The organism is Paenarthrobacter sp. NPDC089675, assembly GCF_044749185.1.
Taxonomy (GTDB): Bacteria; Actinomycetota; Actinomycetes; order Actinomycetales; family Micrococcaceae; genus Arthrobacter.
In genome coordinates, this window is record NZ_JBIVHM010000002.1 from 594552 (window position 1) to 607780 (window position 13229).

The window sequence follows — 13229 nt, forward strand, 5'->3', positions numbered from 1 at the left end:
CGCTGGCCGGGCTAGGCGCCCGGCGCACCAACACCTGCCGCGACCCTCGCTCCGGAAGAAACAAACGCCGGGGGCGCGACGGGCAGGAGCGCCTGGCCTGCAGAGGCCACGTCGGCTGACATCTCCCAGACCCGGCGCAAAGCGCAGAACTTCCACCAGTGGTGTTTAAGGACCTCGGGGTTGGCCCGCTGGGGACGAACCTCGGTTTCGCCAATGGCGACGGCGAGGAGCATCGGGGAATCCCCGTACTTCCATGCTTCCCATTCACCGGCAACCGGGTCCACCAGGCTTTCCTCGGCCTTCATGCCCGCCACCAGCTGCATCACCACTTTGTCATCGAGGGCCTTCACTGTGCCGTCGCGGGTGGTGCCCTTGGTTTTGTAGTCGATCAGGCAGATACGGCCATTAATGCGCGCCACCAGATCCAGCGTCCCGGCATAGCCGACGGAATGGTTCCAGACCGTAATCTCGGGTGCCAGCGGCTCCACCCTGTAGAGGTCCCACCACTCGTCAAAACGTGCCGCGAAAGCGTCCTCGCCATGGGCAGCCAGCTGCTCCCGGCATTCCTGCATCCGGTGCGGCCGCCCGAGCGCCCTGAGGGCTACTTGCTCGCAGTATGTATGGACACGGTCCCCGCGGGCGGCAGCCTCATCCCTGTATGCCTCCGCTGCCTTGGATGCTTTATTGACTGCTTGCCGGATTCGGGCCGGGCTTCCGATCACGGCAGGAAGCTCAGGATCGGCCGCCAGGCTGCTTGCCCCCATGAAACTGAACCACCCATCCAGGGCATGCGCCTGCTGCGCGATGACGGTGGTGATGGAAGGAACAGCGAACTGCTCCGTGGTGGAACGGGCGTACATGCGCCCGTAATCAGTGGCATGGGCAAGCAGTGGAGCGGTCATACAAAAACTCTGACACAGACCACCGACAGAATCCCATCGGTCGCGGCGTCACGTGGATTCCGCTTCCCAAAACAGCCCTCCGGCCCTGTCCACAGGCGCAGGGGCCACCAGGACACAAAAAACCCCGCCGGACTGTGTTGCCAGTCCGGCGGGGTTTGCCTGTGGGCGATACTGGGTTCGAACCAGTGACCTCTTCGGTGTGAACGAAGCGCGCTACCACTGCGCCAATCGCCCGCGGGATCGGGCATCAACTGCCCGGTGCATATAGAAGACTAGCCCACCGCGCCACGAATGCAAAACGCATCAGGCACCCCGAACTACATATGTGGAATTACATGCTTGCAAGTAGTCAAAAACCGCGTGAAATCAACGATCCGGCGGCAAAGGCCCTCGGCGGCGCCCTGCCGATTTGGAGATTGCCCGAACCTCCTATAGAGTTCTTACTCGTCGGAAAGCGACGGAATGCCTGAAAGGCGCTCCGGAGTGAACCACAATGCGGACGTAGCTCAGCTGGTAGAGCACCACCTTGCCAAGGTGGATGTCGCGAGTTCGAATCTCGTCGTCCGCTCGCAAGGCACTGTCAGGCAAGAATTCCCCGGAATCCTGCTTACACGGTGGGTTGGCCGAGAGGCGAGGCAGCGGCCTGCAAAGCCGTATACACGGGTTCGAATCCCGTACCCACCTCGGTGAAAACCATGCCTTCCGGCAATTGCCGGATGCATGGGCGATTGGCGCAGCGGTAGCGCGCTTCCCTGACACGGAAGAGGTCACTGGTTCGATCCCAGTATCGCCCACCAAAACAAGGCAACTTGTTTGATGTTGAATGCCATGAACACCGGGCATGCAGCAAATGCGGACGTAGCTCAGCTGGTAGAGCACCACCTTGCCAAGGTGGATGTCGCGAGTTCGAATCTCGTCGTCCGCTCTCCTTGAAAAAGGACCCGGAAACGGGCGATTGGCGCAGCGGTAGCGCGCTTCCCTGACACGGAAGAGGTCACTGGTTCGATCCCAGTATCGCCCACCAAAACAAGGCAACTTGTTTGTTGCTGGATGCCTGGAACACCAAGGCAACCGGCATGCGGACGTAGCTCAGCTGGTAGAGCACCACCTTGCCAAGGTGGATGTCGCGAGTTCGAATCTCGTCGTCCGCTCCAAGAAAAAAAGCAGCTCTTCGGAGCTGCTTTTTTTATGCCCGAATTCAGGAACCGGCAATTCGTCAGCAACGGTAATGGATATCCCTAAGAAAAAGTCGCTTTATCCATTGTGATCGGGCTCGCATAATGTACTGCGAGTTCATCACCGATACACGCACCATCAGGAGGACCCATGACTCAACAGACGGCTTCCCAATCCGTCATGCGACGGAAACCCATCGACGACATCGAGGAAGAAAGCAAACACAGCGGGCTTTTCAAGAGCCTCGGCCTTTGGCAACTGACGGCCATCGGCGTAGGCGGCATCATCGGCGTCGGAATCTTCTCGCTTGCCGGCCTCGTGGCGCACGGCGATGCGAGCAACCCGGGCGTTGGCCCGGCAGTCCTGATCTCGTTCCTGGTGGCGGGCCTCGCTTCAGGCGCGGCGGCACTTTCCTACGCTGAATTTGCCGGCATGATCCCCCGCGCCGGATCTGCTTACACCTACGGATATGTTGCGCTCGGCGAAATCATCGGCTGGTTCATCGGCTGGGACCTGCTGCTCGAATACATCGCAATCGTCGCGGTAGTCGCCATCGGCATTTCGGGCTACTTCGATGCCTTCCTGTCCGGCATCGGCATCCATATGCCCACTTGGATGACTTCTACGGCAGATGAAGGCAAAGGGGGCATCATCAACCTGCCCGCAATCCTCGTCTGCCTCCTGGTCACGTGGATCCTGAGCCGTGGAACCAAGGCATTCGGACGGTTTGAACTGGTGGCAGTCGCCATCAAGGTGGTGCTGATCCTCTTCATCATCGGGCTTGGCATTTTCTACATCAACACCGAAAACTTCAACCCGTTCATGCCCAGCGGCTTCGGTCCGGTTCTGGCGGGCGCTGCCACCGTGTTCTTCGCCGTTTTCGGTTATGACGCCATGAGCACTGCAGCGGAAGAGGCCAAGGACGGCAAGAAGCACATGCCCAAGGCAATCGTCCTCTCACTCATCATCGCCATGCTCCTCTACGTAGCTGCCACCTTGGTCCTTACCGGAATGCAGAACTACAAGGACATCGACCCCAAGGCAGGCTTTGCCTCCGCCTTCACCGGTGTTGGCCTCCCCGTCATCGCCACGATCATTTCCGTGTTTGCCGTGCTCTCCATCCTCACGGTGATGCTGACGTTCCTTCTGGGCGTGACGCGTGTCTGGTTCTCCATGAGCCGCGACGGACTGCTGCCGGGCTGGTTCGCCAAGACCGACCGCACCGGGACTCCGCAGCGCGTCACCTGGATCGCCGGCGTGGCTTCGGCCTTCCTCGCGGGTGTGTTCCCCATCAAGGAAGTCGCAGACCTTACCAACATCGGCATCCTCGCCGCCTTCGTAGTTGTCTGTGTTTCGGTCATCGTGTTCCGCTACACCAAACCCAACGCACCGCGCACCTTCCGCTTGCCCCTCATGCCGGTCGTGCCTGCCTTCGGCGTCCTGGCTTCGGCCTTCCTCATGGCCCAGTTGCACTGGCAGACCTGGCTGCGCTTCGGTGTCTGGCTCGTCGTCGGGCTCCTCATCTACTTCCTCTACGGCAGGAAGCACTCCCTTATGAACCCGGACAGCCCACGGCACTTGGAAGCAAGTAAGCCCTTGGCGTAGAGGCCTGCGCGATCCTTGGCACCGCATTCCGCCGGTGTTAGTCTCGGACGCGGAGGAGCGATCCGGCTCCCGCGAAGGAAAGGAGGTGCCCGTGGGATTAATTGACGACCTGAAGGGCAAGGCTCAGGGTCTCATTCAGGGCAACGAAGAAGCCATCCGTAATGGCATCGAGAAGGCCGGGGATTTCGTTGACGAGAAGACTGGCGGCAAGTTCGCCGGTCAGGTTGATGCAGTCCAGAATGCCGCTTCCGACTTCGTAGCCAAGTCCGACGGAGACGCCGTCCAGGCTCCCGCCGAGGATGGGACTCAGCAGCAATAGCTGCCTGAGCCGCCGTACCCAGATACGTCAAGGGGGCACCGGTCCCGCCGCGAGGCGCCGCCGGTGCCCTTGGCGTTTAACCAGGACTTTCACGCAGCCCGCAGTTTCAACCGGACAAGCCGCGTTCCGGTAGTTTGGTTACCATGCACTCCCCCTCAGCCGCCGTCCAAAGCCGTACGGACAAAGAGGGGTTGGGGCCTCCGATCGGCGCCGGGATCGTTACAGCCTTAGTTGGCTTCACGTCCTCCTTTGCCGTGGTTCTGGCAGGACTTAAGGCTGTGGGAGCCAACCAACTGCAGGCTTCCAGCGGACTCCTTGCTTTGACACTGACGTTCGGTGCCGGCACCCTCTGGCTCTCGTGGCGATCAAGGATGCCGATCACCCTGGCATGGTCTACTCCGGGAGCAGCCCTCCTGGCCTCGGCGGGAATGGTCGACGGCGGGTGGCCGGCAGCCGTTGGTGCTTTCCTCGTCGTCGGGGTGCTGATCCTCCTGACAGGGCTGCTTCCCGTCCTTGGCCGCCTGATGAACCGCATCCCCACCGCGCTGGCCCAGGCAATGCTTGCCGGAGTGCTTCTCCCGCTCTGTCTGGCACCCTTTAAGTCCTTGGGATCAGCCCCGCTGCTGGTTGCCCCGGTGATCCTGTGCTGGCTGCTGGTGATGAAGTTTGCCTCCCGCTGGGCCGTCCCCGCCTCCCTTGTGGTCGCCTTGGCTGTCATCGGCATCCATTTGGGGACCAACGGTGTCCAGTTGTCCATGGGCTCCCTGCTGCCCCGCTTCGAGTGGACCACCCCGGCTTTCAGTGCGGAGGCGATGGTGGGACTTGCCCTGCCTTTGTTCATCGTCACCATGGCCTCGCAGAACATTCCCGGGGTTGCCGTCCTGAAGTCCTTCGGTTTCGCTGCCCCGTGGCGTTCGTCCATGACGGTTACAGGCATCGGAACAGTAGTGGGAGCCCCCTTCGGCGGCCACGCCATCAACCTTGCCGCCTTGAGCGCCGCACTGGCGGCAGGGGAAGAGGCAGGAAGGGACCACAGCCGTCGCTGGATCGCGGCGTTCGTGTCAGGCCTCGCCTACTTGGTACTCGCAGCTTTCTCCGCAGCCCTTGTCACGGTGGTCGCGGCTGCGCCACCGGGGCTGCTGGAGGCCGTGGCCGGACTGGCGCTGCTCGGCACCCTGGCCGCCTCCATCTCCTCGGCGCTGGAAGCGGCTGAGGACCGGATTCCCGCCTGCATCACGTTCCTGCTCGCCGCATCGGGACTCAGCTTCGCCGGCGTCGGAGCGGCGTTCTGGGCCCTGGCCGGCGGACTAGCTGTCCGCTGGTTGCTGAAGCCACGTTCCTAGGCTCCAGCGGCGCAGGCAGCCGATAATGCAGATGGCGGGTTGAACCCGGTTCAACCCGCCATCTGCATGGAGCGAGGCCTGAATCAGGCAGGCTCGTGATTCTGGCCTTCACGGGCAAGTGCCGTCAGCCTCGATACTGCGCGGAAATACTTCTTCATGTAGCCGCCAGCCATCATCTCTTCCGTGAAGAGCTTGTCGAAGGGAACACCGCTGGCGAGGATCGGGACATCCTTGTCGTACAGCCGATCCGCCAGAACCACGAACCGCAGGGCTACGGCTTGCTCGGTGATCGTTTCCACGTCGCGCCAGACCACAGCCTCGATGCCGGAAATCAGCTGGCGGTAGCGGCTTGGGTGCACCCCTGCCAAGTGGTCCACGAGGGTCCGGAAATCGTCCACTGCCACAGTTTTGCCGGCGAACTCGCTCTGCATCCGGTGCTTGAGTTCTTCGGTCTTCAAGGGTGCCGGAGCTGCAGGGAGTCCACGGTGCCGGAAGTCCTCGCCGTCGATCCTCACAACGTCGAACTGGTCCGCCAGGACCTGTATCTCGCGTTGGAAGTCGACGGCCGCAAAACGCCCTTCCCCGAGCGAGCCGGGCAAGGTGTTGGACGTGGCAGCGAGTTTCACCCCGGCGTCGGCAAGTTCACGCATGAGCCTGGACATCAGGACGGTATCGCCGGGATCGTCCAGTTCGAACTCGTCGATGCAGACCAATTTGTAGTTGCTGAGGGCCTCAACGGTCTTCCGGAAGGAGAGGGCACCTACGAGGTTGGTGTACTCGACGAACGTCCCGAACGCTTTGGGACCCGGGGACCTGTGCCAGAGAGAGGCCAGCAGGTGGGTCTTCCCGACACCGAATCCACCATCCAGGTAGATTCCCGCCCGGCTGGTGGACTTCTTTGCAAAAAGCTTCTTGAAGATTCCCCCGCCATCGTCGGCACCCACGCTGTCGGCAAAGGCGGACAGCAGTTTGACGGCGTTGGCTTGGCTTGGCTGCGAGGGGTCCGGCCGGTAGCTGTCGAACGACACCTCGCCGAAGCGCGGCGACGGGTAGAACCCCTTCAGGAGTTCTTCCACTGAAACTGCCGGCGTACGGGCAGCCAATTGTTCGATTTGTACCACGGTGGTCCGTTCTTCCGGTTCTGGGTCCCCAGCAAGAATACCGGCTACTGGAGCTCCACGAGCGGGCACGTGACCAAGGCCATGTTTCATCATGTGACCAGCGCCGGAAGCATTTCCTACGGCCCGTGGTTACTGTTGTGAGAACGCCGGGCCGGCAACCACGGATACATGGGCCTGGCATCCTCCGTTGTCAGTGAAAGGCCATCACCATGTCCTACCCCGTTGAACAGAACAACAAGTTCGCCGCCTACGCGAACCCCGAACGCCTGGTTTCCACCGAATGGCTCGCTGCCGCACTTGCGGACGGCGCCCTCGCCGATGGCAAGCTCGTAGTAGTGGAATCCGACGAGGACGTCCTCCTCTACGAAACCGGCCACATCCCCGGAGCCGTCAAGATTGACTGGCACACGGACCTTAACGACGAGGTCACCCGCGACTACGTCGACGGCGCGGCTTTCGCGGCCCTCGCCGCGTCCAAAGGCATCTCGCGCGACAGCACCGTGGTCATCTACGGAGACAAGTCCAACTGGTGGGCCGCCTACGCACTCTGGGTCTTTACCCTGTTCGGCCATGAAGACGTCCGCCTCCTCGACGGCGGCCGTGACAAGTGGATCGCCGAAGGACGCGAACTGACCACCGATGTCCCTTCCCCGGCTGCAGGAACCTACCCTGAGGTGGAGCGGAACGACGCACCCATCCGCGCCTTCAAGGAAGATGTCCTTGCACACTTGGGCAACCCGTTGATCGACGTGCGCTCTCCCGAGGAGTACACCGGACAGCGAACCCACATGCCCGCCTACCCCGAAGAAGGCGCCCTCCGCGGAGGCCACATTCCCACCGCTGCTTCGGTGCCGTGGGCGAAGGCTGCCGCCGAAGACGGCACCTACCGCTCCCGCGAAGAACTCGAGGCACTGTACCTCGGCGAGGCCGGCCTGCACGCCGGCGACGACGTCGTTGCCTACTGCCGCATCGGCGAGCGTTCCAGCCACACGTGGTTCGCGCTGAAGTACCTCCTGGGCTTCGAGTCGGTGCGCAACTACGACGGTTCATGGACCGAGTGGGGCAACGCAGTACGTGTCCCGATCGTCAAGGGCGCCGAGCGCGGCTCGGTCCCCGCTGCACTGGTCCGTAACTAGCGCGTCATCCGGTGGCACTGTGCGTAAGCTGGAAGTGATGAGTACCAACACTTTGCCTACCGCATTGGCGGAAATCGTCGACGACTTCCAGGCCCTCAGTGAGCCTGAACGCCTTCAACTCCTGCTTGAGTTTTCGCGGGGTCTGCCGGAACTTCCTGAGCGGCTGAACGATCACCCGGAGCTGCTGGAACAGGTTGTCGAATGCCAGTCGCCGCTGTTCCTCACCATCGAGTCCGAGAAGAACGCGGCGAACCCTGAAGGGGCCCGTGCCTACAGGCTCTTCTTCAAGGCGCCGCCCGAAGCTCCCACCACCCGTGGCTTCGCCGGAGTCCTGCATGAGGGACTGGATGGTTTGACCGCAGAGGAAATCCTGGCGGTTCCGGATGACATGCCGGAACTGCTGGGGTTGACCCGCGCCATTACCCCCCTGCGCATGCGCGGCATGACCGCAATGCTCGGGCGCATCAAGCGGAAAGTGGCTGCGGCGAGCAGGCTGGAGCGCTAAGCCCATGGCCAGGAAAATGGCTTCACAAGGAACGCCGGCAACAGCAGTTTTGGCTGCGGCCGGCGTTCCTTTTGTTGCACACCCCTATGCACACGATCCCTCTGCTGCCAGCTACGGGCTGGAGGCGGCGGAGGTACTGGGCATCGACCCGGCAAGGGTGTTCAAGACTTTGATGGTCGAAGTCGAGGGCAGGCTAGCCGTGGGGATCGTGCCCGTCTCCGGAACCTTGGATCTCAAGGCCGTGGCCGGAGCCCTCGGGGCCAAGAAAGCGGCCATGGCCGATCCCAAGGCCGCCGAGCGCCGCACCGGCTATGTCCTTGGTGGAATTTCCCCGTTGGGCCAACGCCAGCCCTCCCCCACAGTGCTGGACCAGACTGCGTTCGACTTCGAGACCATCCTGGTTTCCGGAGGCCGTCGAGGGCTGGATATCGAGCTCTCCCCTGTCGATCTCGCCCGCCTGACAAAGGCGGTCCGAGCCCGGATCGGCAGCGTGAAACCCTAGGCTTGGGCGGGCCCGGAGGCGTCCCCGGGGTTTCTGCGTGGAGCGAGTTGGCGTTGCAGCCACGAGCCCACCAGGCGTTCCCATTTTTCAGGATCCACGTTCCATTCCTTGGTGTGCCTGGCACCGTGGAACGGCTCGAATGTCACCATGTCCGGGTTCTTGTCCGCCAGGCTTGCCGATGGCTCGAATGGAACGTAGTCGTCGTCGACGCTGTGGATCAAAAGGGTCGGAGTCCGCAATTCCACCGCCCTGGCTTCCCAGTCCATGGCCTTCAGGTCAACCGGCGCTGACAACCCGGTGAGCCTCCTGCCCAGAGGGTGGCTGAGCATCAGCTGGCCGTATCTGCCCACGTTGTAGGGGATCCTGTTCATTTCGGCGTGGTGTGCCATGACATTGACCCAGTTGATGACGGGTGCGTCCAGCACCAAGGCACGGATCAGGTGGCGGTGCCGGGAGAGGTCCGCTGCCTGCAGGCTGATGGCACCGCCCATGGACCAGCCGAACAGGACTACTTCCTCTGCTCCGTGGGCCAAGGCATAATCGATCGCCGCCTCGAGGTCCCGCCACTCCGTGGAACCCAGTCCGTAGCGTCCGTCCAGTGCCGAGGGGGCCAGCCCGTCGTTGCGGTATGAGATCAGGAGGCTGTCCAGCCCCAGTTCCCTGGCCGTCCGGACGGCGCGGAGCCCTTCCAGCCTGGTGGCACCGCGGCCGTGGACCATGATGGCCCAAATGGCCGCCGAAGCCGCCGGGTCGGCCCGGACCAGCCAGGCCGGAGCCTTGCCTCCTTCGACGTCGATGTCCACGTCTTCGGCAGCCAAGCCGATGGCGGCCGGGTCCGGGTACACGGCCCCGCTCCACCATCCGCGCCGCGCCTCGGACAGATTCCCGCTGTAAACCTCCTCGACCTCCCGGAGGACCGTCTGCTCCGCCGGCGAGTAGGAGACAATCCTGCCGATCCTGGCGTGCCCCCTGCCACCTTCGAAGAACAGGCTGAACACACCATCGATCGTTGTATCCGGGGTGGCGGCGAGGATTACCTGCAGGCCCGGGCCGTCCTTGATGACGGCCAGGACTTCCTGGTCCTCGTGCCTGGCGGCGGGAGTGATGACGCGCCGGGCAAAGTAGACGGCGAGCGCGGACGAGCCCGCACCCACCAGCGCAGCCAATGAACTTCCGGTAAGAACCCCCGCAACGGCCCACTTGGTGCCCACGGAGAGCTTGTTCTCAGCGGCCCCTCCGGCCGGTCGGTTCTTGCTTGCCATGGTTCCATTCTCGCTGCTCGCCGGCCTTCCCCCGGCCAAGGGCATGCCAGCGCGGCGCCGCAGGCGGGGAACGGGGGCTGAAAAGCCTGCGTTGAGCACTTCGGCGGGTCTACGCTGTAGCCATGAGCGATCCCATTGTCATCCTGACAGAAGAGCCTTTGGGCCCCGACGACCGCGCGAACATCGCCAAACTGCTGGACGGGGGTGACGCACCATTGGTCGTCCTTGTGCCTGCCAACACAGAGCGCCATCTGCTGGTGGACTTCCTGGAGAACCTATCGCTGCTGGATATCGCGAAGGCCTTCCGGGAACTGGCACCGCAGTCCCACGATCCGCAGGTTGAACGTGCTGAGGCTTCGCAGGCACTTGCGGCTTCCCTGGTGGCCTTGGAGGGACTGGGGGGCGGCGTCACCGGGGAAATCGTCGACGGCGGCGCGGTTGCGGGCCTTGTCTCAAAGGTACGGTCCCTCGATGCTGCTCAGGCGGTTGTGATCACCCGCCCGCATGCCATTGCCGATACCTTCCACACGGACTGGGCGAACAAGGCCCAGGACCAGCTGGGCCTGCCCGTCCTGCATTTATACGCCGGTTCGGGATTTATCGGCGACTCGTGAGCGTTGGACAAGACATGAGCTCTCCTGAGAACACTGCCCCCACCACCAACGTGCCCGTAGAGAAGTCCGACGCCCAATGGCGCGAGGAGTTGACGCCCGATGAGTATCGGGTGCTGCGCCAGGCGGGGACCGAGAGACCGTATACAGGGGAATACTGGGACACGCATACGGAGGGCGTGTACCAGTGCCGCGCTTGTGGTTCGCGGCTATTCACAAGCCGGGAAAAGTTCGATTCCCACTGCGGCTGGCCGTCGTTCTGGGCCCCGCTGGCGGAGGGAACGGTGCGATACCTGCATGACCGCACATTGGGCATGGAGCGGATTGAGGTTCGGTGTGCCAACTGCGATTCGCATCTGGGCCACGTCTTTGAGGGTGAAGGGTATGACACCCCAACGGATCAGCGTTACTGCATCAACTCCATCTCCTTGCGGCTTGTCGAGTCCGAGGCCGGCTGAACTGTTCCGCACGGGTTCGCTTGGTGAACCCGTGCGGAGTCCTGCCTCCTGCTGGAGCTTGGGAAACGTGTTCGGCACTTATGCCCCAGAGTTTCTTATGCTCAGCCCATTTTTGAATTAGCAAACCTTTTTACGTTGCTACGCTCGCCTCAGAAGCACTACCTACTTCGAAAGGGCTGAGTTCCATGACAACCATCACCGCCTCCACCCTTCCGCTCGTCACTGCCGACAACGCGGATTGGAAGTCCCTCAAGGCAGCAGCAACGGCGCTGCAGGCACACCAGCAGCAGGACGGCTCCATTACGGATCCGGCCTCCCACGCAGAAGCTACATCCCTCGTCGTCACCATCCAGGAAGCCATCACCCGCCTGGCTCCCAGCTTCCCGCACGATGCCCGGTACCTGGACCTCCTGGTGACGGACTTCGAGCGCTGGGCCGCGTCCGGTTTCGGCGTTCCGGACTTCCTGGATTCCCTCCAGGCTTTCCAGCCCCAGGAACAGCGGATCGATGGCCTCCAGCACCTGGTGGTCTTCCCGATGTACACGCAGAACGGGAGCACCAACCGCTTGGTCGAGGCTGTCCTGATCGAGGTCATCTGGCCGGAGTTCATTGGCGGACTCGAGGCCGGGGACTACTCCAACAAACTCTTCGTCCCTATCCGCTTTGTCGACTTCACGGCAGGCTATGACACCAACTCGGCCGTCCTCTTCCCCGAGACGGTTGCCGTTCGTGAGACCCCGACGTTCACGTGGGGCGCCATCTTCGCAGATCGGGAAGCTGCCCGTTTCCGCCGCGTCCTGAAGGCCGCCGCGGAAACAACTTCGCTGGAACTCCCCGAGGACGCCGCCCAACTGCTCGAGGACCAGGAACTGACGCAGCGCACGTTCGTCATGTGGGACCTCATCCACGACCGCACGCACATGCGCGGCGATCTTCCCTTCGATCCGTTCATGATCAAGCAGCGCATGCCCTTCTTCCTGTACTCCCTGGAGGAACTCCGCTGCGACCTCACGGCCTTCCGCGAGGCAGTCCGCATTGAGAAGGACGAGGAAGCAGACCCGGACGCCCGGAGCCACGCCAAGCTTGTCCAGTACGCGGTGATCTTCGACCGTATTTTCCGCTTCGCCATCACGGGAAGCCGGGTCCGCAACTACGACGGACTGGGTGGGCAGCTTCTGTTCGCCTGGATGCACCAGCACCGCGTGTTGCACTGGACCGACAGCAAACTCAGCATCGACTGGGAGGAAGCTGCCGCCGTCGTGGTTGAATTGGGTGCCCGTATCGAGGACCTGTACTGGCGCTCCATTGACCGGCCAAAGGCTGCCCACTGGCTTGCCGCCTATGAACTCATTTCGGAGACCGTCACCCCGCACCCGGCATCCGTCTGGGCGAAGGGCCCCGACGCCCTTCCGCTCGCTGGTCCCCCGCGGGCTCTGACGGACCAGGTGCTGGACGATGAGTTCCCGCTGTCCATGTTCTACGAAGCACTGGAGAAGAAGATGCGCCCCGTGATCGAGTCCACCACCGGCATTACGGGTGCGACGGCGGCCTGATGCCGGAATTGACTGTCCTTGTGACCGGCGGAAGCAGCGCTTCCGGCGTCGCGGCAGCGCGGGCGTTGGGGGCCGCCGGTCACAGGGTTTTCACCATCGGCTCCCGCCAGGACCGGATTGAGGCAGCCGCCCTTGAGGCAGGCCACGGTGCAACGCCGCTGGTCTGCGACCTTGCCCGGCTGGACTCCGTGCGCCAACTCGCCACGACCCTGAGCGGACTCGGCGCGGACCACGTGGACGGCGTCATCCACCTGGTAGGCGGCTGGCGGAGCGCCACCGGAATCGAAGACCAATCCGATGACGACTGGGACGCCCTTGAAACGGGCGCCATCACAACGCTCCGCAATGTCTCCAGGGTCTTCTACGGCCAACTGGCTGCCTCGCCCAGGGGACGCCTCGCCATGGTGTCATCGACGACGGCGGCAGCCCCCACAGCTGCGGCGGCCAGCTACGCTGCAGCCAAGGCCGCCGCCGAGGCATGGACCTTGGCGGTGGCGGACGGTTTCCGCCGCGACCAGGCCGGGAGCCGAGGTACCGACCACCCCCTGGAACAACACAGCGCGGCAGTGGTCTTCGTAGTGAAGTCCCTCGTTGATGCATCGATGCGCCAGGCCCACCCCGAACGGAAATTCCCCGGCTACACGGATGTCGAAGAGTTGGCCGCGGCCGTAGCCCGCCTTTTCGACCAGCCGGCAGCAACACTGAACGGCCAGCGGATCCTGCTGGCCAAATAGAC

13 protein-coding genes and 7 tRNA genes are annotated in these 13229 nt (G+C 63.0%); 16 read left to right on the forward strand and 4 right to left on the reverse strand.

Going from position 1 to position 13229, the window contains the following annotated elements:
• Positions 1 to 11: 11 nt before the first annotated feature.
• Both ACIPY2_RS06775 and ACIPY2_RS06780 read right to left on the reverse strand, forming a co-directional pair.
• Entirely contained in the window at positions 12 to 902 is an 891-nt protein-coding gene (locus tag ACIPY2_RS06775) for a cytochrome (RefSeq protein ID WP_400265590.1), read from the reverse strand.
• A gap of 162 nt (positions 903 to 1064) precedes the next feature.
• A tRNA-Val gene (locus ACIPY2_RS06780) sits at positions 1065 to 1136 on the reverse strand.
• A gap of 261 nt (positions 1137 to 1397) precedes the next feature.
• Here ACIPY2_RS06780 and ACIPY2_RS06785 point away from each other — a divergent pair.
• The 9 genes from ACIPY2_RS06785 (at position 1398) to ACIPY2_RS06825 (ending at position 5345) form a co-directional block, all read left to right on the forward strand.
• Positions 1398 to 1470 (forward strand) — tRNA-Gly (locus ACIPY2_RS06785).
• Positions 1471 to 1515: 45 nt separating this feature from the next.
• Positions 1516 to 1586, forward strand: a tRNA-Cys gene (locus ACIPY2_RS06790).
• Between the two features lie 38 nt (positions 1587 to 1624).
• Positions 1625 to 1699 (forward strand) — tRNA-Val (locus ACIPY2_RS06795).
• A gap of 55 nt (positions 1700 to 1754) precedes the next feature.
• Positions 1755 to 1827 (forward strand) — tRNA-Gly (locus tag ACIPY2_RS06800).
• Positions 1828 to 1851: 24 nt separating this feature from the next.
• Positions 1852 to 1926: transfer RNA gene (locus ACIPY2_RS06805), tRNA-Val, on the forward strand.
• A 54-nt stretch (positions 1927 to 1980) separates the two neighbouring features.
• A tRNA-Gly gene (locus ACIPY2_RS06810) sits at positions 1981 to 2056 on the forward strand.
• A 172-nt stretch (positions 2057 to 2228) separates the two neighbouring features.
• Positions 2229 to 3683: an amino acid permease gene (locus tag ACIPY2_RS06815; protein WP_400265591.1), complete on the forward strand. Its 1455-nt coding sequence runs from the start codon at positions 2229 to 2231 to the stop codon at positions 3681 to 3683.
• An 85-nt stretch (positions 3684 to 3768) separates the two neighbouring features.
• Positions 3769 to 4002, forward strand: a complete 234-nt coding sequence (locus ACIPY2_RS06820; RefSeq protein ID WP_400265592.1) for an antitoxin — start codon at positions 3769 to 3771, stop codon at positions 4000 to 4002.
• Positions 4003 to 4145: 143 nt separating this feature from the next.
• The gene (locus ACIPY2_RS06825; RefSeq protein WP_400265593.1) at positions 4146 to 5345 is read left to right on the forward strand and encodes a benzoate/H(+) symporter BenE family transporter; all 1200 of its coding nucleotides are present in this window, start codon (positions 4146 to 4148) and stop codon (positions 5343 to 5345) included.
• A gap of 83 nt (positions 5346 to 5428) precedes the next feature.
• Here the strand turns inward: ACIPY2_RS06825 and zapE are convergent, their stop codons facing one another.
• Positions 5429 to 6466 (reverse strand): cell division protein ZapE, encoded by a 1038-nt coding sequence (gene zapE, locus ACIPY2_RS06830; RefSeq protein WP_400265594.1) that lies wholly within the window; start codon positions 6464 to 6466, stop codon positions 5429 to 5431.
• Between the two features lie 209 nt (positions 6467 to 6675).
• On the opposite strand from zapE, the gene ACIPY2_RS06835 reads away from it, so the two are divergent.
• The 3 genes from ACIPY2_RS06835 to ybaK are packed head-to-tail and all read left to right on the forward strand — an operon-like array spanning position 6676 to position 8609.
• A complete protein-coding gene (locus tag ACIPY2_RS06835) occupies positions 6676 to 7602 on the forward strand; it encodes a sulfurtransferase (protein ID WP_400265595.1) in 927 nt (308 codons plus the stop codon).
• Between the two features lie 37 nt (positions 7603 to 7639).
• Positions 7640 to 8107, forward strand: coding sequence for a SufE family protein (locus ACIPY2_RS06840; protein WP_400265596.1), 468 nt, complete (start codon positions 7640 to 7642; stop codon positions 8105 to 8107).
• A 4-nt stretch (positions 8108 to 8111) separates the two neighbouring features.
• Positions 8112 to 8609 (forward strand): Cys-tRNA(Pro) deacylase, encoded by a 498-nt coding sequence (gene ybaK / locus ACIPY2_RS06845; protein WP_400265597.1) that lies wholly within the window; start codon positions 8112 to 8114, stop codon positions 8607 to 8609.
• Here the strand turns inward: ybaK and ACIPY2_RS06850 are convergent.
• Positions 8606 to 9871: an alpha/beta hydrolase family protein gene (locus ACIPY2_RS06850; RefSeq protein ID WP_400265598.1), complete on the reverse strand. Its 1266-nt coding sequence runs from the start codon at positions 9869 to 9871 to the stop codon at positions 8606 to 8608. The genes ybaK and ACIPY2_RS06850 overlap by 4 nt on opposite strands.
• 122 nt (positions 9872 to 9993) lie before the next feature.
• Here ACIPY2_RS06850 and ACIPY2_RS06855 point away from each other — a divergent pair, with 122 nt between their 5' ends.
• From ACIPY2_RS06855 to ACIPY2_RS06870, 4 genes are all read left to right on the forward strand, one after another.
• Entirely contained in the window at positions 9994 to 10485 is a 492-nt protein-coding gene (locus tag ACIPY2_RS06855) for a hypothetical protein (protein ID WP_400265599.1), read from the forward strand.
• Between the two features lie 14 nt (positions 10486 to 10499).
• On the forward strand, positions 10500 to 10940 hold the full coding sequence (gene msrB, locus ACIPY2_RS06860; protein ID WP_400265600.1) for a peptide-methionine (R)-S-oxide reductase MsrB: 441 nt from the start codon (positions 10500 to 10502) through the stop codon (positions 10938 to 10940).
• 185 nt (positions 10941 to 11125) lie between these two features.
• Complete coding sequence (locus ACIPY2_RS06865; protein WP_400265601.1) at positions 11126 to 12493, forward strand: DUF6421 family protein; 1368 nt, start codon at positions 11126 to 11128, stop codon at positions 12491 to 12493.
• Positions 12493 to 13227, forward strand: coding sequence for an SDR family NAD(P)-dependent oxidoreductase (locus ACIPY2_RS06870; protein ID WP_400265602.1), 735 nt, complete (start codon positions 12493 to 12495; stop codon positions 13225 to 13227). Before ACIPY2_RS06865 ends, ACIPY2_RS06870 begins: the two co-directional genes overlap by 1 nt.
• Positions 13228 to 13229: the final 2 nt, after the last annotated feature.